This is a genomic window from Pseudomonas sp. ICMP22404 (assembly GCF_006227205.1).
GTDB lineage: Bacteria > Pseudomonadota > Gammaproteobacteria > Pseudomonadales > Pseudomonadaceae > Aquipseudomonas.
Genome location: NZ_VCNG01000007.1, coordinates 24,068 through 46,078 on the forward strand (window position 1 = coordinate 24,068; position 22,011 = coordinate 46,078).

Below are 22,011 nucleotides of genomic sequence, written 5' to 3' on the forward strand. Positions count from 1 at the left end.
CGGCACCGATGCAATTGATTGAACATGCCGATTCCCCCCGTTATATCCGCCTGCACGAGCGGGACAATGTGGTGATCGTCGTCAATGACCAGGGCGTGCCGGCCGGGACCGAGTTCCCGGACGGTCTGGTCACCGTGGACTTCGTGCCCCAGAGCCACAAGGTCACGCTGCAAGACATTCCCGAGGGCGGCGAGGTGATTCGCTATGGCCAGGTGATTGGCTACGCGTTGCAACCGATCCCCCGTGGCAGCTGGGTCAAGGAAGACCAGTTGCGCATGCCCACCGCGCCACCGCTGGACAGCCTGCCACTGTCCACCGACGTACCGGCGGCCGATGCGCCGCTGGAGGGTTATACCTTCGAAGGCTACCGCAACGCCGACGGTACCGTCGGCACGCGCAATATCCTGGGTATCACCACCACGGTGCAGTGTGTGACCGGGGTGCTGGATCATGCGGTCAAGCGCATCAAGGATGAATTGCTGCCCAAGTACCCGAACGTCGACGACGTGGTAGCGCTGACCCACAGCTACGGCTGTGGCGTGGCGATCACCGCCACCGATGCATACATCCCGATCCGCACCGTGCGCAACCTGGCACGCAACCCGAACCTGGGTGGCGAGGCGCTGGTGATCAGCCTGGGTTGCGAGAAATTGCAGGCCGGCCAGGTGATGCATGAGAACGACAGCTCGGTGGATCTCAGCGAGCCATGGTTGTATCGCTTGCAGGACTCCAGCCACGGCTTCACCGAGATGATCGAGCAGATCATGGAGCTGGCTGAAACCCGCCTGAAGAAACTCGACCAGCGCCGTCGTGAGACCGTGCCGGCTTCGGAGTTGATCCTGGGTATGCAGTGCGGCGGCAGCGATGCGTTTTCCGGCATCACCGCCAATCCGGCCCTGGGCTATGCCTCGGACCTGTTGCTGCGCGCCGGGGCGACGGTGATGTTTTCCGAAGTCACGGAAGTGCGAGATGCCATCTACCTGCTGACCTCCCGGGCGCAAACCCGGGAAGTCGCCGAGGAGCTGGTGCGTGAGATGGACTGGTACGACCGTTACCTGGCCAAGGGCGAAGCGGATCGCAGCGCCAACACCACGCCGGGCAACAAGAAGGGTGGGCTGTCGAATATCGTCGAAAAATCCCTGGGCTCAATCGTCAAGTCCGGCAGCAGCGCGATCAGCGGCGTGCTCGGTCCTGGCGAGCGCTTCAAGCAAAAGGGCCTGATCTTCTGTGCCACGCCAGCCAGCGATTTTGTCTGTGGCACGCTGCAACTGGCGGCGGGGATGAACTTGCACGTGTTCACCACCGGCCGTGGCACGCCGTACGGTCTGGCGATGGCTCCGGTGGTGAAGGTCTCGACCCGTACTGAACTGGCCCAGCGCTGGCCGGACCTGATCGACATCGACGCCGGTCGGATTGCCACGGGTCGTGCCTCGATCGAGGAGCTGGGTTGGGAGCTGTTCCACTATTACCTGGACGTGGCCAGCGGCAAGAAGCAGACCTGGGCGGAACGGCACAAGCTGCACAACGACATCACCTTGTTCAACCCGGCGCCGATTACCTGATCTGACGTTGTCGTTGATCGTTCCCACGCTCTGCGTGGGAATGCAGCCAGGGACGCTCCGCGTCCCGAGAGCCGAACGCGGAGCGTCCGTTGAGGCATTTCCACGCAGAGCGTGGGAACGATCAGTGGGAAAGTGGCTTATCATTAGCCACCTAACGACACCCCTCTCAAGGTCTCCGGCATGCTGGCAATTTTCCTCGAAACCCTGAACATCACCGCGCCGGTGTTTGCCATGCTGTTTCTGGGGGCGTTGCTCAAGCGCATCGACTGGATCAACGACAACTTCATCCACATCGCCTCGTCCCTGGTGTTCAACGTCACCATGCCGGCGCTGTTGTTCCTCGGCATCCTCCATGCCGACCTGCATGCGGCGTTACAGCCGGACCTGCTGATCTATTTTTCCATCGCCACCCTGGTGAGCTTTGCCATGGCCTGGGGCTGGGCGATCTGGCGTTGCCCGCGGGAAGATCGCGGCATCTACACCCAAGGCGCGTTTCGTGGCAACAACGGGGTCATCGGCCTGGCGCTGGCGGCGAGCATGTATGGCGACTACGGGATTTCCCTGGGGGCGATCCTCGCGGCGTTGGTGATCCTGTTCTACAACACCTTGTCGACCATCGTGCTGGCGGTCTATAGCCCGGTGATCAAGTCCGACCCGTGGAGCATCTGCAAAAGCGTGTTCAGCAACCCGCTGATCATCAGCGTGATCATCGCCGCGCCGTTTGCCTATTGGCAGATCGGCCTACCAAACTGGTTCGAGACGTCAGGCAAGTACCTGGCGCAGATGACCTTGCCCCTGGCACTGATCTGCATCGGCGGTACGCTGTCGCTGGCGGCGTTGCGCAAGAGTGGCAAGATGGCCATGAGTTCGAGCCTGGTGAAGATGGTCGGCCTGCCGGTGCTGACCACCCTGGGCGCCTGGCTCTGGGGCTTTCGCGGGGCGGAATTGGGGATTCTGTTCCTGTACTTCGGCAGCCCGACTGCCGCCGCCAGCTTCGTCATGGCCCGCGCCGCCGATGGCAACCATGAACTGGCGGCGGCGATCATCGTCATCACCACGTTGATGGCGGCGATTACCACCAACCTGGGGATCTTTGTGTTGCAGTGGGGTGGGTGGATCTAGGCTTTTGTGGTGCGCTTGAGGTCCAATCGCGAGCAGGCTCGCTCCCACATTCGACCGCATTCCTTCTGAAAAACCCGATCAACTGTGGGAGCGAGCCTGCTCGCGATGGCGCCAGTCCATACAGCCCCAATCCCGCGCTTTACTCCGGCTTCTGATACGCCTCGATCACTTCCTGCGCCGCCCGAAACGCATCGATCGCCGCCGGCACCCCGGCATACACCGCGCAATGCAGCAATGCTTCGCGAATCTCCTCCACCGTGCAGCCGTTGTTCAGCGCGCCACGCACATGGCCTTTGAGCTCCTGGGGGCATTTGAGGGCAGTGAGGGCGGCGAGGGTGATCAGGCTGCGGGTTTTCAGGGGCAGACCCTCGCGGCTCCAGACGCTGCCCCAGGCATGTTCGTTGACGAAGTCCTGCAGGGGTTGGGTGAATTCGGTGGCGTTGCCCAGGGCGCGGTCGACGAACGCATCGCCCATTACCTGGCGACGCATGTCCAGGCCGGTCTTTGGGGTGTCGGTCATGGCAAATCCCTCTTGTGGTGTTGGCGGCGCCAGGCGCGCACCGAGGTGAACAGCAAGAATACGAGCAGGACCGGCAGCACGTAGAACAGCATCAGCCGCTCCAGTTGGCCAGCCAGGGGCATGCCGGTGGTGAACGACATCACATGGAGCCCATAGGCCAGGTACAAGCCCAGGAGCAACAGACCTTCGGCGCGGGTGACCCGGTACCCGGAGTAGAACACCGGCAGGCACAGCACCGCCACGCCGAGCATTACGGGCAGGTCGAAATCCAGCGCGTTCGGCGAAACCGAAAGCGGCGTCGGTGCGAGAAGGGCGGTCACCCCGAGTACCCCCAACAGGTTGAACAGGTTGCTGCCGATCACGTTGCCCACTGCGATGTCGCGCTGGCCCCGCAGAGCGGCGATCAGCGAGGTCGCAAGCTCCGGCAATGAGGTGCTGACGGCGACGATGGTCAGGCCGATGATGCGTTCCGAAAGTCCCAGGTCGGTGGCGACTTCCACCGCCGCGCCCAGCAGCAGATGTCCGGCAAAAATCAGCATTGCCAGACCCGCTGCGATCATCGACAGGCTCTTGAGCCAGGACGCTGGTGTCACCTTGACCGCTACGGCATGGGGACGCCCGGAGTGCCGTGACTGACGCAGCAACAAGCCCAGGTACACCGCCAGGGCGATCAGGAGCAGCACGCCGTCCAACCGCGTCAGCTCTTCGTTCCAGGCCAGCACGAACACCAACAGACTGGCGCCGATCATCAGGGGGATGTCCAGGCGCACCAGTTGGCGCGAGACCCGCAATGGAATGATCAGCGCCGACAGGCCGAGGGTCACGAGGATGTTGAAGATGCCGCTGCCGATCACGCTGCCGACGGCGATGTCGGCGTTCTGCGTCAGGGTCGCTTGCAGGCTGACGGCCATCTGTGGCGCGCTGCTGCCGAAGGCGACGACGCTCAGGCCGATGATCAGGGGGCGTACTTGCAAGCGCGCCGCCAGGCCGACAGCGGCCCGCACCAACAACTCGGCGCCGACGATCAGCAACAGCAGGCCACCGAACAGTTCGATCAGGCTGAACAGCGGTAAATCGGCGAGTAGGGAAATGGCCGGGCTCCGTCTATCAATCGTCGAGGGCTTGGACGCGGACCCGCGCGGTGCCGGTGCGCAACATGCCCAGTTGCTCGGCGGCTTCACGGGACACGTCGATCAGGCGGCCTCGGGTATACGGGCCGCGGTCGTTGATACGGACCACGACACTGTCATTGTTGCCCAGGTTGGTGATTTTCACCCGTGTGCCGAATGGCAACTGGCGATGGGCTGCAGTCAGGCTGTGCTGGTCGAAACGCTCGCCACTGGCGGTGCGCTTGCCGTGGTGTCGGGCGCCGTAATAGGAGGCCACGCCTGTCTGGTCGTAGCCGTGTGGATCGACCGTCCCGCTCTGGCTGGCGCAACCGGCCAGCAGGGACAGCAGGGCGCAGGCGCCGAGGAGACGCTTCATAGAAGGATTGTCCGAGACAAATGTGGGAGCGAGCCAGTGGGAGCAAAGCTTGCTCGCGATGAACGATAACGCAATCTTCTGACGGATCGAGGTGCTTTCATCGCGAGCAAGCTTTGCTCCCACAGATTCGCTCCCACAGGGGAGAATGGAGCCAGATTGAAAGACTGGCCCCATGGCCGTCAGCCCTCGAGCTTGCTTTTCAGCAGTTCGTTGACCTGTTGCGGGTTGGCCTTGCCCTTGGAGGCTTTCATGGCCTGGCCGACGAAAAAGCCGAACATCTTGCCACGCTTGGCTTCGTCCGCTGCACGGTACTGTTCGACCTGCTCGGCGTTGGCCGCGAGCATCTCATCGAGTACGGCGGAAATGGCACCGGTGTCGGTGACCTGCTTCAAGCCGCGCTTCTCGATGATCTCGTCGGCGCTGCCTTCACCATTGGCCATGGCTTCGAAGACCATCTTGGCGATCTTGCCGGAGATGGTGTTGTCCTTGATCCGCAGCAGCATGCCGCCCAGTTGCTCGGCCGACACCGGCGACTCGTCGATTTCCAGCCCCTGCTTGTTCAGCAGGCTGCCCAGTTCGACCATCACCCAGTTGGCCGCCAGCTTGGCGTCGCCGCCGATGCCGACGACTTTTTCAAAGTAATCGGCTTGTTCGCGGCTGGTGGCCAGGACGTTGGCGTCATAGCTCGACAGCCCGAACTGCGCCTGGAAGCGCTCGCGTTTCTGCGGTGGCAGTTCCGGCAGGGTGGCGCGCACGTCGTCGAGGAACGAATCTTCGATCACCACCGGCAGCAGGTCCGGGTCGGGGAAGTAACGGTAGTCGTTGGCTTCTTCCTTGCTGCGCATCGGACGGGTCTCGTCCTTGTTCGGGTCGTACAGGCGGGTCTGCTGGATGACCTTGCCGCCGTCCTCGATCAGTTCGATCTGGCGTTGGATCTCGCTGTTGATCGCCTTCTCGATGAAGCGGAACGAGTTGACGTTCTTGATCTCGCAGCGCGTGCCGAATTCCGCCTGGCCCTTGGGTCGGATCGATACGTTGCAGTCGCAGCGCAGCGAGCCTTCGGCCATGTTGCCGTCGCAGATGCCCAGGTAGCGCACCAGTGCGTGGATCGCCTTGACGTAGGCCACGGCTTCCTTGGCGCTACGCATGTCCGGTTCGGAGACGATTTCCAGCAGCGGCGTGCCGGCACGGTTCAGGTCGATGCCGGTGGCGCCGTTGAATTCTTCGTGGAGGCTCTTGCCGGCGTCTTCTTCCAGGTGCGCCCGGGTGATGCCGACACGCTTGACCGTGCCGTCTTCCAGGGCGATGTCCAGGTGGCCCTTGCCGACAATCGGCAGTTCCATCTGGCTGATCTGGTAGCCCTTGGGCAGGTCCGGGTAGAAGTAGTTCTTGCGGGCGAACACGTTGTGCTGGCCGATCTCGGCGTCAATCGCCAGGCCGAACATCACCGCCATGCGCACCGCTTCGGCGTTGAGCACCGGCAGCACGCCAGGCATGCCCAGGTCGACCAGGCTGGCCTGGGTGTTGGGCTCGGAGCCGAACGTGGTGGAACTGCCGGAAAAGATTTTCGACCGGGTGGTGAGCTGGGTGTGAATCTCCAGCCCGATCACGACTTCCCATTGCATGTGTTTCTCCTCAGAAGCCGGTTGGGGTGCGGGTGTGCCAGTCAGTGTTCAACTGATACTGGTGAGCCACGTTGAGCAGGCGGCCTTCCTGGAAGTACGGCGCGAGCAACTGCACGCCCACCGGCAGGCCATCGACGAAACCGGCCGGCATGGACAGGCCCGGCAAGCCGGCGAGGTTGGCGGTGATGGTGTAGACGTCTTCCAGGTAGGCAGCGACCGGGTCGCTGTTCTTGGCGCCGAGTTTCCAGGCCGGGTTCGGCGTGGTCGGGCCGAGGATGATGTCGACCTCGTTGAAGGCGGCCATGAAGTCGTTCTTCACCAGACGGCGGATTTTCTGCGCCTTGAGGTAGTAGGCGTCGTAATAGCCGGCGGACAGCGCGTAAGTCCCGACCATGATCCGCCGCTGCACTTCGGCGCCGAAGCCTTCGCCACGGGAGCGCTTGTACAGGTCGATCAGATTTTCCGGGTTCTCGCAGCGATAGCCGAAGCGCACGCCGTCGAAACGCGACAGGTTCGAGGAGGCTTCCGCCGGGGCGATCACGTAGTACGCGGGAATGGCGTGTTGCATGTTCGGCAGGCTGATTTCCTTGACCACGGCGCCGAGCTTTTCCAGCTCCTTGACGCTGTTGTGGATCAGGTCGGCGATGCGTGGGTCGAGGCCGGCGCCGAAGTACTCCTTCGGCACGCCGATGCGCAGGCCTTGCAGCGAGCCGCTGAGGCCGGCGCTGTAGTCTGGCACCGGTTCATCGATGCTGGTGGAGTCGTTCGGGTCGAAGCCGGCCATGCCTTGCAGCAGCAGCGCGCAGTCTTCGGCGGTGCGCGCCAATGGGCCGCCCTGGTCGAGACTGGAGGCGTAGGCAATCATGCCCCAGCGCGACACGCGACCGTAGGTGGGCTTGAGGCCGGTGAGGTTGGTGAACGCCGCGGGCTGGCGAATCGAGCCGCCGGTGTCGGTAGCGGTAGCGGCCGGCAACAGGCGCGCGGCCACGGCGGCGGCGGAACCGCCGGACGAACCGCCCGGTACGTGTTCCAGGTTCCAGGGGTTCTTCACCGGGCCGTAGTGGCTCGACTCGTTGGCCGAACCCATGGCGAATTCGTCCATGTTGGTCTTGCCCAGGGTCACGGCGCCAGCGGCTGCGAGCTTGGCGACCACGGTGGCGTCGTAGGGGGCCTTGAAGTTGTCGAGCATCTTCGAGCCGCAGCTGGTGCGCACGCCCTGGGTGCAGAACAGGTCCTTGTGGGCGATCGGCGCGCCGAGCAGGGCACCGCCTTCACCGTTGGCACGGCGGGCGTCGGCCGCCTTGGCCTGGCCCAGGGCCAGCTCTTCGGTCACGCTGATGAAGCTGTTGAGCTGCGGGTCGAGCTGGGCGATGCGTGCCAGCAGGGTTTTGGTCAGCTCTTCGGAGGAAAACTTTTTATCGGCGAGTCCGCGGGCGATCTCGGCCAGTGTCATGTGATGCATGAGAGGCTCTTTCCCTTTAGTCGATGACTTTCGGAACCAGGTACAGGCCGTTTTCGACCGCTGGCGCGATGGACTGGTAGGCCTCGCGGTTATTGGGTTCGGTCACGACGTCGGCGCGCAGGCGCTGGCTGGCTTCCAGAGGGTGGGCCAGCGGTTCGATACCGTCGGTATTGACCGCCTGCATCTCGTCGACCAGCCCCAGAATGCTGTTCAGGGCTGAAGTGATGTGTGGAAGATCGGCTTCATTGAGGCCCAGACAGGCCAGATGAGCGATTTTTTCCACGTCGGAGCGTTCAAGCGCCATGGGATTCTCCAGTGGAAAACAGAACAGACGCAGTCTGTCCGTGTGTTAGATTGTCGGAACACTACCGCATTTCTATGGTCCAGTGCCCTGTGTCATAAACAGGGCACTGGCCGCGATTGTAGGGTTTGGTGCACAGAAAAGCGGCCAATTTAACATATTGGCGCCTTGCCCAAAATCCCTGTCGTTGTTAGAGTTTGCCGCACTTTTTTACCCACGCGTTGCCTAGGGTCCCTTTCCCATGTTCAAGAAACTGCGTGGCATGTTTTCCAGCGATCTTTCCATTGACCTGGGCACTGCCAACACCCTTATTTACGTGCGCGAGCGCGGTATCGTCCTGAATGAACCCTCGGTCGTGGCCATCCGCACCCACGGTAACCAGAAAAGTGTCGTGGCTGTTGGTACCGAAGCCAAGCGCATGCTGGGCCGTACACCGGGCAACATCGCAGCCATTCGTCCGATGAAAGACGGCGTGATCGCCGACTTCAGCGTCTGCGAGAAGATGCTGCAGTACTTCATCAACAAGGTTCACGAAAACAGTTTCCTGCAGCCCAGCCCTCGCGTGCTGATCTGCGTTCCATGCAAGTCCACCCAGGTGGAGCGTCGTGCCATCCGTGAATCGGCCCTTGGAGCCGGTGCCCGTGAGGTGTTCCTGATCGAAGAACCAATGGCCGCGGCCATCGGTGCCGGCCTGCCGGTGGAAGAAGCCCGAGGCTCGATGGTCGTCGACATCGGTGGCGGCACCACCGAGATCGCGCTGATCTCCCTCAACGGTGTGGTCTATGCCGAATCCGTGCGTGTGGGCGGCGACCGTTTCGACGAAGCGATCATCACCTACGTGCGTCGCAACTACGGCAGCCTGATCGGCGAGTCCACCGCCGAGCGCATCAAGCAGGAGATCGGCACGGCCTACCCGGGCGGTGAAGTCCGTGAAGTCGACGTTCGTGGCCGTAACCTGGCCGAAGGCGTTCCTCGGGCCTTCACCCTGAACTCCAACGAAGTGCTGGAAGCGCTGCAAGAGTCCCTGGCGACCATCGTCCAGGCGGTGAAGAGCGCCCTGGAGCAGTCGCCACCGGAACTGGCATCGGACATCGCCGAGCGCGGCCTGGTGCTGACCGGTGGTGGCGCATTGTTGCGTGACCTCGACAAGTTGCTGGCCCAGGAAACCGGCCTGCCGGTGATCGTTGCCGAAGATCCGCTGACCTGCGTTGCCCGTGGCGGTGGCCGTGCCCTGGAAATGATGGACAAGCACACCATGGACCTGCTCTCCAGCGAATAAGTCTCGCCGGGTCCATGTTGTTCGCCTACGGGCAGCACTTTGCAGTGCTGCCCGTAGGCGTTTATCTTCTGTCATTCGTATCCAGGCCGGTTTGATGCCGTATGAATAAAGAGAACATTTGCCTGGGAGGAGCGGCTTATTAAACCGCTTTTTGCCAAGGGCCCCTCGTTGGGTGTGCGCCTGCTGGTGCTGGCCGTGCTATCGGTTGCGCTGATGGTGGTCGACGCCCGCTTCACACTGCTCAAGCCAGTGCGCAGCCAGATGTCGCTGGTCCTGATGGAATCCTATTGGATCACCGACCTGCCGCAACGGTTGTGGCAAGGTGTGGCCAGCCAGTTTGGCAGCCGGACCGAGCTGGTCGCCGAAAACGAAAAACTCAAGACCGAGAACCTGCTGCTGCAGGGGCGCCTGCAGAAACTGGCGGCCCTCACCGAGCAGAACGTGCGGCTGCGCGAGTTGCTCAATTCCTCTGCGCTGGTCAACGAAAAGGTCGAAGTGGCCGAGTTGATCGGCATGGACCCCAACCCGTTTACCCACCGGATCGTCATCAATAAGGGTGAGCGCGACGGTGTGGTCCTCGGCCAGCCGGTGCTCGACGCCCGCGGCCTGATGGGCCAGGTGGTGGAGTTGATGCCCTACACGTCTCGCGTGCTGCTGTTGACCGATACCACCCACAGCATCCCCGTGCAGGTCAACCGCAACGGCTTGCGGGCGATTGCCAGCGGCACCGGCAACCCGGAACGCCTGGAGCTGCGGCATGTGGCCGACACCGCCGATATCAAGGAAGGCGACCTGCTGGTCAGCTCCGGCCTCGGCCAGCGCTTCCCGGCCGGTTACCCAGTGGCGACGGTCAAGGAAGTGATCCATGACTCCGGCCAGCCATTCGCCATTGTCCGTGCGGTACCGACCGCTGCGTTGAACCGCAGCCGTTACCTGCTGCTGGTGTTCAGCGACAACCGCACACCTGAGGAGCGCGCCAACGACGCTGCCGCGGCCCAGGAAGCCCAGGACCGGCAGGGCGGCGAAGCGGCTGTCCCCGGCGCTGGCGCACCCGTGCCGGCCGCAACGCCGAATCCACCCGTGTCCACACCGGCTACGCCAGCCCCGGCAACCACGCCGGCTGCTGCGCCGACCACTACGCCTGCCAGGTCGGTTGCGCCTGCCGCGCCCGCCGCGACACCGGCCAAGCCCGCAGCGCGTGCACCGACCACTCATGCACCAGCGGCCCAACCGGCGCGCCCCGCCGCCAGAGCGCCCGCCGCCACGCCCGCCACCAGGGGAGCACGAGAAGAATGAGCAGTACCCACTCAGGTAACGGCTGGATAGTCTGGTTGACCTTCGCTCTCGGCCTGTTGCTCAGCGTTTCGCCGCTGCCGCAATTCATGGAAATCCTTCGCCCGTTGTGGCTGGCCTTGCTGCTGGCCTTCTGGGCGCTGGCGCTGCCACACAAGGTCGGCATGGTCACCGCCTGGTGCCTGGGGCTGGCTGAAGACGTGCTCTACGGGACGCTGCTGGGGCAGAACGCGTTGATCCTGACCTTGATTACCTTCCTGGTGCTGTCGTTGCAACAGCGTCTGCGGATGTTCCCGATGTGGCAACAGTGCCTGGTGATCCTGGTGATCTTCGGCCTGGCGCAATTGGTACAGCTATGGCTCAGCGCACTGACCGGCAATCGCCAACCAACCCTGGCACTGGTGCTGCCAGCCTTGGTCAGTGCTTTGCTATGGCCTTGGGTCAGCTTCGGTTTGCGTGGCCTGCGCCTGCGTTTCAAAATCAACTGATTCGCTAGGCTCTGTACGAAAGGTCTTGAGACGAAGGTCAGGCAAGGCGAAAACAGCCGAGGATACATGAGCATTCCGAGGCTGTTTTCAACGCAGCATGAACGAGTATCAAGGCTTTCCGTATAGAGCCTAGGGCTCAAGCGGGAGATGCATTGATGAAACCGCTTTACCTCGCCTCAGGCTCGCCGCGTCGGCGTGAACTGCTCACGCAGATCGGTGTGTCCTTTACCGCCATCAGCGCGGACATTGACGAAACTCCTCTGGATCACGAAACCCCGTCTGCCTATGTCGAGCGTCTGGCGCGTGGCAAGGCCGAGGCCGGGCGGCGGGCCTTGCCGATCGACGATGGTGGTTGCGTGTTGGGCGCCGACACGGCGGTGGTGCTCGACGGGCAGATTCTTGGCAAACCATTGGATCAGGACGGTTCGCGCTCGATGCTGCTGAGCCTGTCTGGTCGCGACCATGAAGTGCTGACCGCTATTGCCGTGCTGGACGGCCAGCGCTGCGAATCCCGGGTGGTTCGCAGTCGGGTGCGTTTTCGCCCTATCACCGAAGAGGAAGCAGCGGCCTACTGGGCCAGCGGTGAACCCCGGGACAAGGCCGGTGGCTATGGCATCCAGGGGTTGGGGGCGGTGTTCGTCGCCGGGCTTGAGGGCAGCTATTCTGCGGTGGTTGGCTTGCCGCTGTGCGAAACCGCGCAACTGTTGGGCCATTTCGGCATACCCTGTTGGCAAACCTTGAACGTGCGTTGAACGCCGTCTGACCAGATGCAGCCATTATCGTGAAAATGCCTGAACGAGACCCTGCCATGAGTGAAGAGATCCTGATCAACATCACGCCGATGGAATCGCGCGTGGCGGTGGTTGAAAACGGTGTGCTGCAAGAGGTTCATGTCGAGCGCACGCAAAAGCGTGGCATTGTCGGCAACATCTACAAAGGCAAGGTGGTACGGGTGTTGCCGGGCATGCAGGCAGCGTTCGTCGATATCGGCCTGGATCGCGCGGCATTCATCCATGCCTCGGAGATTTCCATGCGCGAGGGACCTGCCGTGGAGAGCATCGGCGCGCTGGTCCATGAAGGCCAGAGCCTGGTGGTGCAGGTCACCAAGGACCCCATCGGCTCCAAGGGCGCGCGCCTGACCACGCAACTGTCCATTCCGTCGCGCTACCTGGTGTACATGCCACGCACCGCCCATGTCGGCATTTCCCTGAAGATCGAAGACGAGGCCGAGCGCGAGCGGCTCAAGCAGGTGGTCAGCGATTGCGTGGAGAAAGAAGGGATCAAGGAAGCCGGTGGCTTCATCCTGCGCACCGCGGCCGAAGGTGCCGGCGCCGATGAGATTCTCATGGACATCCGTTACCTGCGCAGGCTCTGGGATCAGATCGCCGCGCAGATCAAGACCATTGCCACGCCCAGCGTGATCTACGAAGACCTGGGCCTGGCGCTGCGCACGCTGCGGGACCTGGTCAGCCCCAAGATCGAGAAAATCCGCATCGACTCCCGGGAAACCTTCCAGAAGACCACCCAGTTCGTGGCCGAGTTGATGCCGGAAATCGCCGACCGCCTCGAGCATTATCCCGGCGAACGGCCGATTTTCGACCTGTACGGTGTCGAGGACGAAATCCAGAAAGCCCTGGAGCGCAAGGTGCCGCTCAAGTCCGGCGGTTACCTGGTGGTCGATCCGGCCGAGGCCATGAGCACCATCGACGTCAATACCGGCGCGTTCGTCGGCCATCGCAACCTCGAAGAAACCATCTTCAAGACCAACCTGGAAGCCGCCACGGCGATCGCTCGCCAACTGCGCCTGCGCAACCTGGGCGGGATCATCATCATCGACTTCATCGACATGGAGGACGAAGAGCACCAGCGCCAGGTGCTGAGGACCCTGGAAAAACAACTCGAGCGCGACCACGCCAAGACCAACATCATCGGCATCACCGAGTTGGGCCTGGTGCAGATGACCCGCAAACGCACCCGCGAAAGCCTTGAGCAGGTGCTGTGCGAGCCGTGCAGCGCCTGCCAGGGCCGGGGCAAGCTCAAGACCCCGGAAACCGTGTGTTACGAAATCTTCAGGGAAATTCTTCGGGAAGCGCGCGCCTACCAGGCCACCGGTTATAGAGTGTTGGCGAACCAGAAAGTGGTGGACCGCCTGCTCGATGAGGAGTCGGGTAATGTCGCGGAGCTGGAAGCCTTTATCGGACGTACGATTCGCTTCCAGGTGGAAACCATGTACTCCCAGGAACAATACGACGTTGTGCTGCTCTGAAATGGCTCCTGAAGCGGTGGTCTCGCCGATTTGAATATCTTTGCCTGGGGAGTCCACTGACATGGAGCGTTTGACCCGCATTCTGGCCGCACTGACCCGCTGGGGCTTGGGTCTGTGCGCGCTGCTGCTGGTGCTGCTGGCGCTGTATGTCAGCCTCGGACGAGAACTGGCGCCGCTGGTTGCCGAATATCGCACCGAAGTCGAGAACCGGGCCACCGAAGCGCTGGGCCTGCCGTTTCACCTTGGCAGCCTGGAGGGCAGGTGGAGCGGCCTGGCGCCGATTCTGCTGGCTCGCGACGTGATGATCGGCGAAGGGGCCAATGCCATGCACCTGGATGAGGTGCGTGCCGTGCCCGATCTGTGGGGCAGCCTGCTGGCCCGCCAGGTGCGCATTGCCCACCTGACGCTCGGCGGCCTGAAAATCAGCCTAAAGGAAGGCGCCGACGGCAAATGGGCCCTGGAAGGCCTGCCGGTCAAGGACGATCAGCCGTTCGACCCGCAGCAATTGTTTGATCGCATGCAGGTGGTATCGAGGCTCTCGATCCTGGACAGCCAGGTGACCTTGCAGCCGCTGGACCAGGCGCCACTGAGCCTGACCTATGTCGGCCTGAGTCTCAGGACCGGCGTCAGCCGCCAGCGCCTGGATGCGCGCCTGACCCTGCCCGACGGGCAACCGGTGGCAATCAACCTGCGTACCCGCATTCGCGCCGCCGACTGGAAGAACGGCCAGGCCGATGCCTATCTGAGCCTGCCGCAGAGCGACTGGTCGAAATGGCTGCCGAAGCGCCTGACTCGGGAATGGAATTTCTCCCAGGCCAAGGCCGGCGGCGAGTTCTGGCTGAGTTGGGGCAACGGCATGCTGCAAAGCGCCGCCGTGCGCCTGAATGCGCCGGACATCACCGGCGCCTACGCAGACCGCAAGCCGGTACAGATCCGCAACCTGGCGCTCAACGGGTATTTCCAGCGCGAAAGCGAGGGGATCACCGCGACGTTCGACTCCCTGGCGATGAGCCTGGGTGAAACCCGCTGGGAGTCGCGCCTGCAATTGCAGCAGAGCGTTGCCACCGAGAAGACTGAAGAACGCTGGCATTTGCAGGCCGATCGCCTCGACCTGACCCCGCTTACACCGCTGCTCAACGCCTTGGCGCCTTTGCCCGCAGGCGTGGCAACGGCCATCGACCGTCTCAGGTTCACGGGTGCCCTGCGCAATGCGTGGGTGGATTACCGGCCGCAGAATAGCGGCGACCAGAAGGTCAGCTTCGCCACGAACCTGGATACGGTGGGCTTCGATGCCTATCACGGCGCCCCGGCGGCGCGGAACGTCTCGGGCAGCCTCAGCGGCGACCTCGGTGGCGGCGAGCTGCGCATGGACAGCAAGGATTTTTCCCTGCACCTGGACCCGATCTTCGCCAAGCCCTGGCAATACCTGCAAGCCAATGCGCGACTGACCTGGAAGCTCGACCATCAAGGTTTCACCCTGATTGCGCCGTACTTGAAGGTACTGGGGGAGGAGGGCCGAATTGCCGGCGATTTCCTGATCCGCCTGCATTTCGACCACAGCCAGGAAGACTACATGGACCTGCGGGTCGGCCTGGTGGATGGCGATGGCCGCTACACTGCCAAGTATTTGCCGGCGGTGCTGAGCCCGGCCCTGGATGAGTGGTTGCGCACGGCTATCGTCAAGGGCGCTGTGGATGAAGGTTTTTTCCAGTACCAGGGGTCGCTGAACCACGGTGCCGAGGATGCTGCCCGCAGCATCAGCCTGTTCTTCAAGGTGCATGACGCCGAGCTGGCCTTCCAGCCAGGCTGGCCTTCGGTCGCCAAGGTCAGTGGCGACGTCTTCGTCGAAGACAGCGGTGTGCGCATCTTCGCCAGTCAGGGGCAGTTGCTGGACACCCAGGTCAAAGACGTGGCGGTGAACATTCCCCATGTCCCCAGCGGGCAGCCTTCCCACCTGCTGCTGGAGGGTGGGTTCGCCGGGGGATTGGGGGACGGGCTGAAAATCCTGCAGACGGCACCGATCGGTACGGCCGAGACGTTCGCCGGCTGGGAAGGCGAAGGCGGCCTGCAAGGTTCTGTGAAACTCGATATCCCATTGGCCAAGGGGGATCCACCGAAGATCCTGGTGGACTTCAGCACCGCCGACGCCCGGCTCAAACTCAGCGACCCGGTGTTGGAGTTGACCCAGCTCAAGGGCGAATTCCGCTTCGACAGCAGCAAGGGGTTGAGTGGCAAGAACATCGCGGCCCGGGCGTTCGATCGACCTTTGACCGCGCAGATCTTTGCCGATGGCCGTGCCGGTGCGCTCAATACCCGGGTGGTTGCGTCCGGACGGCTGGAGGTCAAGAAACTCACCGACTGGTTGAACGTTACCCAGCCATTGCCCGTTTCCGGGGTCATTCCGTACCAGTTGCAGGTGATTCTCGACGGGGCCGACAGCCAGTTATCGGTCAGCTCCAACCTCAAGGGCGTGGCGGTTGACCTGCCGGCGCCTTTCGGCATGACGGCCGAGACCGGTCGCGACACCGTGTTCCGCATGACATTGCAGGGGCCGGAGCGACGTTACTGGGTCAATTACGGCGACCTCGCCAACTTCACGTATGCAGCGCCGGGCGGGAAGCCGGCCGACGGTCGCGGTGAGCTGTTGCTGGGCGGCGGCGATGCGGTCTTGCCTGGGGCCAAAGGGTTGCGACTGCGTGGGACGTTGTCGGAACTGGATGTCGGGCCGTGGCAGGACCTGATGAACAAATATGCCGGGCAGGACCCGAGCGGCAGCGCCAAGCAATTGCTCAGTGGCGTCGACCTGAAGGTGGGCAAGCTCACGGCCATGGGGACGACCCTGGACCAGGCATCGGTGCAGTTGGACCGCAAGCCGGACGCCTGGGCCTTGCGGCTCGACAGCCAGCAGGCCGAGGGCGGCGCCAGCCTGCCGGATGCGAAGACCGCTCCGATCGGGATCAAGCTTGACTATGTTCGCCTGCCGGCCGCGGACCCGACGGTGCAGGCCGATGAAAACGCGCCGGACCCCTTGGCATCGGTGGACCCCACACGGATCCCGGCGATGGATATCGCGATCGACCAGTTGTTCCAGGGACCGGATCTGATCGGAGCCTGGTCGTTGAAGGTGCGTCCGACCAGCAAAGGCATCGCGTTGAACAATCTGGACATGGGCCTCAAGGGCATGCTGCTGCAAGGCAGTGGTGGCTGGGAAGGCGTGCCCGGTTCCACCCGCAGCTGGTACAAGGGGCGTATCGGCGGCAAGAACCTGGCCGATGTGCTCAAGGGCTGGGGATTCGCCCCAAGCGTGACCAGCCAGGAATTCCACATGGACGTCGATGGCAACTGGCCCGGCTCACCGGCGTGGGTCGCGACCAAGCGCTTTTCCGGCAGTCTCGACGCTTCGCTGAGCAAAGGCCAGTTCGTCGAGGTCGAGGGCAGCGCCCAGGCGTTGCGGGTGTTCGGCCTGTTGAACTTCAACTCCATTGGCCGGCGGCTGCGCCTGGACTTCTCCGACCTGTTCGGCAAAGGCTTGAGCTACGATCGGGTCAAGGGGCTGCTGGTGGCAAGCAATGGTGTCTACGTGACCCGTGAGCCCATTACCCTGACGGGGCCTTCGAGCAACCTGGAACTCAACGGGACATTGGACATGGTGGCCGACCGGGTCGATGCCAAGCTGCAGGTGACATTGCCGGTGACCAATAACCTGCCGATTGCCGCGCTGATTGTCGGCGCGCCAGCGGTAGGCGGCGCGCTGTTTCTGATCGACAAGTTGATCGGCGACCGCGTGGCGCGTTTTGCCAGCGTAAGATATGACGTCAAGGGACCCTGGAAAGAGCCGAAGATCACCTTCGACAAGCCGTTCTGATGGACAACGCCAATCCCCCTGTGGGAGCGAGCCTGTGGGAGCAAAGCTTGCTCGCGATGAACGATGACGCGGGTTTACGGTTGGACCGAGTCGTTCGTATCGCGAGCAAGCTTTGCTCCCACAACCCTCGTGGCGAGGATAAGGACAGGAGGAAAGCACCATGCCAGTCGCAGTGATTCAAATGGTCAGCCAAAGCGATGTACTCGCCAACCTGGCGCGTGCCCGTGTGCTGCTGGAGCAGGCCGCCGCTGGCGGTGCGCGGCTGGCGGTGCTGCCGGAAAATTTCGCGGCGATGGGGCGACAGGACGTGGCCGACATCGGTCGTGCCGAAGCCTTTGGTCAGGGACCGATCCTGCCCTGGTTGAAACAGGTCGCCCGTGACCTCAGGTTATGGATAGTGGCTGGCACCTTGCCTCTGCCGCCGGTGGACCGGCCCGAGGCCAAGGCCCATGCCTGCTCGCTGCTGGTGGACGATCAGGGCCAGATCGTGGCGCGGTACGACAAGCTGCACCTGTTCGACGTTGATGTGGCCGACAATCGTGGGCGCTACCGCGAGTCTGATGACTATGCTTATGGCGGCAACGTGGTGGTCGCCGATACGCCGGTGGGCAGGGTGGGCCTGACGGTCTGCTACGACTTGCGTTTTCCGGAGCTGTACAGCGAGCTGCGGGCTGCCGGCGCCGAATTGATCACGGCACCCTCGGCGTTCACCGCCGTCACCGGTGCGGCTCATTGGGAGGTGCTGATTCGCGCCCGAGCCATCGAAACCCAGTGCTATGTGCTGGCGGCCGCCCAAGGGGGCGTGCATCCCGGGCCTCGGGAGACCTTTGGCCATGCGGCCATTGTCGACCCTTGGGGGCGAGTGCTGGCGCAACAGGATCAAGGCGAAGCCGTGCTGCTGGCCGAGCGTGACAGCAGCGAACAGGCGTCCATCCGGGCGCGCATGCCGGTGGCCAGCCATCGGCGCTTTTTCTCGCAGGGCGCTCGACAGCGACCTGTCCAAGACGACGAATTCAAGGCGTAAAACATATGAGCGGGTTGTTGTCCTCAGTCAGTGAACACCTTCTAGCCCCCGGCGGCGTGACCCTCGAAAGCCTGCAAGGCGTGCTGGGCGACCTGGCCGGGCCGGGTATCGATGCGGCCGACCTGTATTTCCAGGGCCAGATCTCCGAGTCCTGGTCGCTGGAAGACGGCATCGTCAAGGAAGGCAGTTTCAACCTTGACCAGGGCGTGGGCGTGCGTGCCCAGTCCGGCGAGAAAACCGGATTTGCCTACAGCAATGCCATTACCCTCGAAGCCCTGGGGGCTGCGGCCCGTGCGGCGCGTTCGATTTCCCGGGCCGGGCAGAATGGCACGGTCCAGGCCTTCAGCAGCCAGGACGTCGCGCAGTTGTATGCGCCGGATAATCCGCTGGAGGTCATGAGCCGGGCCGAGAAGGTCGAACTGCTCAAGCGCATCGATGTCGCGACCCGGGCCCTCGACCCGCGCATCCAGCAGGTGTCGGTGAGCATGGCCGGCGTCTGGGAGCGCATCCTGGTGGCGTCCACCGACGGCGGTCTGGCGGCGGATGTGCGGCCGCTGGTACGTTTCAATGTCAGTGTGATCGTCGAGCAGAACGGTCGCCGCGAGCGCGGTGGGCATGGAGGCGGTGGGCGCACCGACTACCGCTATTTCCTCAGCGAAGACCGCGCCATGGGCTACGCCCGGGAGGCCCTGCGCCAGGCGCTGGTCAACCTGGAGGCCATTCCTGCGCCGGCTGGCACGTTGCCGGTGGTGCTGGGGTCCGGTTGGTCCGGTGTACTGCTGCACGAAGCGGTGGGGCATGGCCTGGAGGGCGATTTCAACCGCAAGGGCAGTTCAGCCTATAGCGGGCGCATGGGCGAAATGGTCGCTTCGAAACTCTGCACCATTGTCGACGATGGCACTTTGGCTGGGCGGCGCGGCTCGCTGAGCGTCGACGACGAGGGCACCCCGACCGAGTGCACCACGCTGATCGAGAATGGCGTCCTCAAAGGCTACATGCAGGACAAGCTCAACGCCCGGTTGATGGGCGTGGCCCGCACCGGCAACGGCCGCCGTGAGTCTTATGCGCACCTGCCGATGCCACGCATGACCAACACCTACATGCTGGGTGGTCAAAGCGATCCGGCGGAAATCATCGCGTCGGTGAAAAAAGGCATCTACTGCGCCAATCTCGGCGGCGGCCAGGTGGACATCACCAGCGGCAAATTCGTGTTCTCCACCAGCGAGGCCTACCTGATCGAGGACGGCAAGATCACCGCGCCGGTCAAGGGTGCGACGCTGATCGGTAACGGACCGGAGGCCATGAGCAAGGTGTCGATGGTCGGCAACGATCTGGCGCTGGACAGCGGTGTAGGGACGTGCGGCAAGGACGGGCAGTCGGTGCCGGTGGGTGTCGGTCAGCCGACCCTGAAGATCGATGCGATTACCGTGGGTGGCACGGGGGCATGACAGGAGCAGCGGGTGGAGTACGAGCCTCCACCCGCGGACATCACTCAGCGCAGGCCGCGTTGAGTCTCGTCCAGCTCACGGATGTACTTGAAGATTTTACGGCTCGAAGCCGGTGGCTTGTTCTGCGCCACTTCGTGCTGGGCCTGACGGATCAGGGAGCGCAACTGCTGGCGATCGGCCTCCGGGTAGTCGACGACGAATTTTTCCAGGGTGCCGTCGTCGCCTGCGATCAAGCGATCGCGCCAGCGTTCCAGGTTATGGAAGCGTTCGTTGTACTGCCGGGTGGAGGCGTCGAGTTGATCGAGCAGCACCAGGATGGCGTCAGTGTCCTGATCGCGCATCAGTTTGCCGATGAATTGCAGGTGCCGTTTACGCGCGATGTTCGCGGTGTGCTTGGGCGCATCGGCCAGGGCCCGGCGCAAGGCGTCGGTCAGGGGCAGTTTGGCCAGCAAGTCCGGCTTGAGTGTTGTCAGGCGCTCGCCGAGGTCAACCAGAGCATGCAGCTCGCGTTTGACCTGGGATTTGCTTTTTTCACCCTCGTAGAGGGAGTCGTCGTAAGAATCAACCATGGGGGCAGTCCGCAAAGAAACGCCGCCATGATAACCAGTCGGGGGCCGCTTGTCCGGCCCGGTCGCTCGAAGGCCTTACCGAAAGCAGAATTTGAGTGGAGAAAGCCATGAGTGCAGTTCAGAGCGTCGGCCCGCAGGCATTGCCGGCACTGCAGGAGCAGGTCGAGCAGATCCTTGCCGAAGCCAAGCGACAGGGCGCCAGCGCCTGTGAGGTGGCGGTGTCCCTGGAGCAGGGCCTGTCGACGTCGGTACGCCAGCGTGAGGTGGAAACCGTCGAGTTCAATCGCGACCAGGGTTTTGGCATCACCTTGTACGTCGGCCAGCGCAAGGGCTCGGCCAGCACATCGGCCAGCGGCCCGGACGCCATTCGCGAAACCGTCGCCGCGGCACTGGCGATTGCCCAGCACACCTCCGAAGACGAAGCCTCGGGCTTGGCCGATGCGGCCCTGATGTGCAAGGAAGCGCGGGATTTCGATCTGTTCCACGCCTGGGACATCACTCCCGAGCAGGCCATCGAGCAGGCGTTGCGCTGTGAAGCGGCAGCATTCGATACCGATCCGCGGATCAAGAACGCCGACGGCACGACGCTCAATACCCACCAGGGCTGCCGGGTGTATGGCAACAGCCACGGTTTCATCGGCGGCTACGCCTCGACCCGTCACAGCCTCAGCTGCGTGATGATTGCCGAAGCCAATGGCCAGATGCAGCGTGATTACTGGTACGACGTGAACCGCCAGGGCAATCTGCTGATGGACCCGCTGGTGATCGGCCAGAAAGCCGCGCAACGGGCGGCCAGTCGCCTGGGCGCACGACCGGTGCCGACCTGTGAAGTGCCGGTGCTTTTTGCTGCCGAGCTGGCCGGCGGATTGTTCGGCAGCTTCCTGTCGGCAGTGTCCGGCGGCAACCTGTATCGCAAGTCCTCGTTCCTCGAAGGCGCCCTGGGCCAGAAACTGTTCCCGGAATGGATGACCATCGACGAACGCCCGCACCTGATGCAAGCCATGGGCAGTTCGGCTTTCGACGGTGATGGCCTGGCCACGTATGCCAAGCCGTTCGTGGAGAGGGGGGAGCTGGTGTCCTACATCCTCGGCACGTATTCGGGCCGTAAACTTGGCATGCCGAGCACCGCCAATGCCGGCGGCGTGCACAACCTGTTCGTGACCCATGGCGAAGAGGACCAGGCGGCCTTGCTGCGGCGGATGGGAAGAGGGTTGCTGGTGACCGAGCTGATGGGGCATGGCCTGAACATGGTGACCGGCGATTACTCCCGGGGTGCGGCCGGCTTCTGGGTCGAAAATGGCGAGATTCAATTCCCGGTTCAGGAAGTGACCATTGCCGGCAACATGCGCGACATGTTCAAGCAGATCGTGGCGGTGGGGAATGATCTGGAGCTGCGCAGCAACATCCGCACCGGTTCGGTGTTGATCGAGCGGATGACCGTAGCGGGCAGCTGATCTGTAATCGCAATAAAGATGGCGCGTCATCCTAGCGGGTGACGCGCCTTTTTTGTGTCCGCTTGGCCCTGTTTCGATTCAGGACATGGACACCCTGTGGCGAGGGGATTTATCCCCGCTGGGGTGCGAAGCGCCCCCAAAAAAGGTCCATGCAATCAACCCAAGACACCGCGAGAGTAGGTTTTGGGGCTGCTTCGCATCCCAGCGGGGATAAATCCCCTCGCCACAATGGCGCTCTCCTGCGCTTG

Annotated in this window: 18 protein-coding genes; 11 read left to right on the top strand and 7 right to left on the bottom strand. The window is 63.1% G+C overall.

Annotated elements, in window-relative coordinates:
* Positions 1-8: 8 nt before the first annotated feature.
* Both garD and FGE05_RS13820 read left to right on the top strand, forming a co-directional pair.
* Positions 9-1,562 carry a galactarate dehydratase gene (garD, locus tag FGE05_RS13815; RefSeq protein WP_139645746.1) on the top strand — a complete coding sequence of 518 codons (1,554 nt, stop codon included), beginning with the start codon at positions 9-11 and terminating at the stop codon, positions 1,560-1,562.
* A gap of 180 nt (positions 1,563-1,742) precedes the next feature.
* Entirely contained in the window at positions 1,743-2,684 is a 942-nt protein-coding gene (locus tag FGE05_RS13820) for an AEC family transporter (protein WP_139645747.1), read from the top strand.
* Between the two features lie 139 nt (positions 2,685-2,823).
* On the opposite strand, the gene FGE05_RS13825 is transcribed toward FGE05_RS13820, so the two are convergent.
* The 6 genes from FGE05_RS13825 to gatC form a co-directional block, all read right to left on the bottom strand.
* Positions 2,824-3,204, bottom strand: a complete 381-nt coding sequence (locus FGE05_RS13825) for a carboxymuconolactone decarboxylase family protein (RefSeq protein WP_041024440.1) — start codon at positions 3,202-3,204, stop codon at positions 2,824-2,826.
* Positions 3,201-4,262 carry a calcium/sodium antiporter gene (locus tag FGE05_RS13830; RefSeq protein WP_139646125.1) on the bottom strand — a complete coding sequence of 354 codons (1,062 nt, stop codon included), beginning with the start codon at positions 4,260-4,262 and terminating at the stop codon, positions 3,201-3,203. Before FGE05_RS13830 ends, FGE05_RS13825 begins: the two co-directional genes overlap by 4 nt.
* A 49-nt stretch (positions 4,263-4,311) precedes the next feature.
* Positions 4,312-4,689 (bottom strand): septal ring lytic transglycosylase RlpA family protein, encoded by a 378-nt coding sequence (locus FGE05_RS13835; RefSeq protein ID WP_047699503.1) that lies wholly within the window; start codon positions 4,687-4,689, stop codon positions 4,312-4,314.
* A gap of 179 nt (positions 4,690-4,868) precedes the next feature.
* Positions 4,869-6,314: an Asp-tRNA(Asn)/Glu-tRNA(Gln) amidotransferase subunit GatB gene (gene gatB, locus FGE05_RS13840; RefSeq protein WP_041024438.1), complete on the bottom strand. Its 1,446-nt coding sequence runs from the start codon at positions 6,312-6,314 to the stop codon at positions 4,869-4,871.
* Positions 6,315-6,324: 10 nt separating this feature from the next.
* Positions 6,325-7,776, bottom strand: coding sequence for an Asp-tRNA(Asn)/Glu-tRNA(Gln) amidotransferase subunit GatA (gatA, locus tag FGE05_RS13845; protein WP_139645750.1), 1,452 nt, complete (start codon positions 7,774-7,776; stop codon positions 6,325-6,327).
* 16 nt (positions 7,777-7,792) lie between these two features.
* On the bottom strand, positions 7,793-8,080 hold the full coding sequence (gene gatC / locus FGE05_RS13850) for an Asp-tRNA(Asn)/Glu-tRNA(Gln) amidotransferase subunit GatC (RefSeq protein WP_053152244.1): 288 nt from the start codon (positions 8,078-8,080) through the stop codon (positions 7,793-7,795).
* A 238-nt stretch (positions 8,081-8,318) separates the two neighbouring features.
* On the opposite strand from gatC, the gene mreB reads away from it, so the two are divergent.
* The 8 genes from mreB (at position 8,319) to tldD (ending at position 19,740) form a co-directional block, all read left to right on the top strand.
* Positions 8,319-9,356, top strand: a complete 1,038-nt coding sequence (gene mreB / locus FGE05_RS13855; protein ID WP_002555108.1) for a rod shape-determining protein MreB — start codon at positions 8,319-8,321, stop codon at positions 9,354-9,356.
* A 138-nt stretch (positions 9,357-9,494) separates the two neighbouring features.
* Positions 9,495-10,652: a rod shape-determining protein MreC gene (mreC, locus tag FGE05_RS13860; RefSeq protein WP_139645752.1), complete on the top strand. Its 1,158-nt coding sequence runs from the start codon at positions 9,495-9,497 to the stop codon at positions 10,650-10,652.
* Positions 10,649-11,137, top strand: coding sequence for a rod shape-determining protein MreD (gene mreD, locus FGE05_RS13865; protein WP_041024434.1), 489 nt, complete (start codon positions 10,649-10,651; stop codon positions 11,135-11,137). Before mreC ends, mreD begins: the two co-directional genes overlap by 4 nt.
* A gap of 155 nt (positions 11,138-11,292) precedes the next feature.
* The gene (locus tag FGE05_RS13870) at positions 11,293-11,889 is read left to right on the top strand and encodes a nucleoside triphosphate pyrophosphatase (protein WP_139645754.1); all 597 of its coding nucleotides are present in this window, start codon (positions 11,293-11,295) and stop codon (positions 11,887-11,889) included.
* A 56-nt stretch (positions 11,890-11,945) separates the two neighbouring features.
* Entirely contained in the window at positions 11,946-13,403 is a 1,458-nt protein-coding gene (gene rng / locus FGE05_RS13875; protein ID WP_041024433.1) for a ribonuclease G, read from the top strand.
* A gap of 61 nt (positions 13,404-13,464) precedes the next feature.
* Entirely contained in the window at positions 13,465-17,268 is a 3,804-nt protein-coding gene (locus FGE05_RS13880; protein WP_139645756.1) for a YhdP family protein, read from the top strand.
* A gap of 160 nt (positions 17,269-17,428) precedes the next feature.
* Positions 17,429-18,292 carry a carbon-nitrogen hydrolase family protein gene (locus FGE05_RS13885; RefSeq protein ID WP_139645757.1) on the top strand — a complete coding sequence of 288 codons (864 nt, stop codon included), beginning with the start codon at positions 17,429-17,431 and terminating at the stop codon, positions 18,290-18,292.
* Positions 18,293-18,297: 5 nt separating this feature from the next.
* On the top strand, positions 18,298-19,740 hold the full coding sequence (tldD, locus tag FGE05_RS13890) for a metalloprotease TldD (RefSeq protein ID WP_003197828.1): 1,443 nt from the start codon (positions 18,298-18,300) through the stop codon (positions 19,738-19,740).
* Between the two features lie 44 nt (positions 19,741-19,784).
* Here tldD and yjgA read toward each other — a convergent pair whose 3' ends face one another.
* On the bottom strand, positions 19,785-20,309 hold the full coding sequence (gene yjgA, locus FGE05_RS13895; RefSeq protein WP_041020876.1) for a ribosome biogenesis factor YjgA: 525 nt from the start codon (positions 20,307-20,309) through the stop codon (positions 19,785-19,787).
* A gap of 107 nt (positions 20,310-20,416) precedes the next feature.
* Here yjgA and pmbA point away from each other — a divergent pair, with 107 nt between their 5' ends.
* The gene (gene pmbA, locus FGE05_RS13900) at positions 20,417-21,763 is read left to right on the top strand and encodes a metalloprotease PmbA (protein WP_139645759.1); all 1,347 of its coding nucleotides are present in this window, start codon (positions 20,417-20,419) and stop codon (positions 21,761-21,763) included.
* Positions 21,764-22,011 lie beyond the last annotated feature (248 nt).

Coding starts and splice junctions, on each gene's coding strand:
- gatB (WP_041024438.1), bottom strand. CDS start 6,314: ATGCAATGGGAAGTCGTGATCGGGCTGGAGATTCACACCCAGCTCACC.
- pmbA (WP_139645759.1), top strand. CDS start 20,417: ATGAGTGCAGTTCAGAGCGTCGGCCCGCAGGCATTGCCGGCACTGCAG.
- yjgA (WP_041020876.1), bottom strand. CDS start 20,309: ATGGTTGATTCTTACGACGACTCCCTCTACGAGGGTGAAAAAAGCAAA.
- FGE05_RS13820 (WP_139645747.1), top strand. CDS start 1,743: ATGCTGGCAATTTTCCTCGAAACCCTGAACATCACCGCGCCGGTGTTT.
- FGE05_RS13885 (WP_139645757.1), top strand. CDS start 17,429: ATGCCAGTCGCAGTGATTCAAATGGTCAGCCAAAGCGATGTACTCGCC.
- FGE05_RS13825 (WP_041024440.1), bottom strand. CDS start 3,204: ATGACCGACACCCCAAAGACCGGCCTGGACATGCGTCGCCAGGTAATG.
- gatC (WP_053152244.1), bottom strand. CDS start 8,080: ATGGCGCTTGAACGCTCCGACGTGGAAAAAATCGCTCATCTGGCCTGT.
- mreB (WP_002555108.1), top strand. CDS start 8,319: ATGTTCAAGAAACTGCGTGGCATGTTTTCCAGCGATCTTTCCATTGAC.
- mreD (WP_041024434.1), top strand. CDS start 10,649: ATGAGCAGTACCCACTCAGGTAACGGCTGGATAGTCTGGTTGACCTTC.
- FGE05_RS13880 (WP_139645756.1), top strand. CDS start 13,465: ATGGAGCGTTTGACCCGCATTCTGGCCGCACTGACCCGCTGGGGCTTG.
- gatA (WP_139645750.1), bottom strand. CDS start 7,776: ATGCATCACATGACACTGGCCGAGATCGCCCGCGGACTCGCCGATAAA.
- tldD (WP_003197828.1), top strand. CDS start 18,298: ATGAGCGGGTTGTTGTCCTCAGTCAGTGAACACCTTCTAGCCCCCGGC.
- FGE05_RS13870 (WP_139645754.1), top strand. CDS start 11,293: ATGAAACCGCTTTACCTCGCCTCAGGCTCGCCGCGTCGGCGTGAACTG.
- FGE05_RS13835 (WP_047699503.1), bottom strand. CDS start 4,689: ATGAAGCGTCTCCTCGGCGCCTGCGCCCTGCTGTCCCTGCTGGCCGGT.
- garD (WP_139645746.1), top strand. CDS start 9: ATGCAATTGATTGAACATGCCGATTCCCCCCGTTATATCCGCCTGCAC.
- rng (WP_041024433.1), top strand. CDS start 11,946: ATGAGTGAAGAGATCCTGATCAACATCACGCCGATGGAATCGCGCGTG.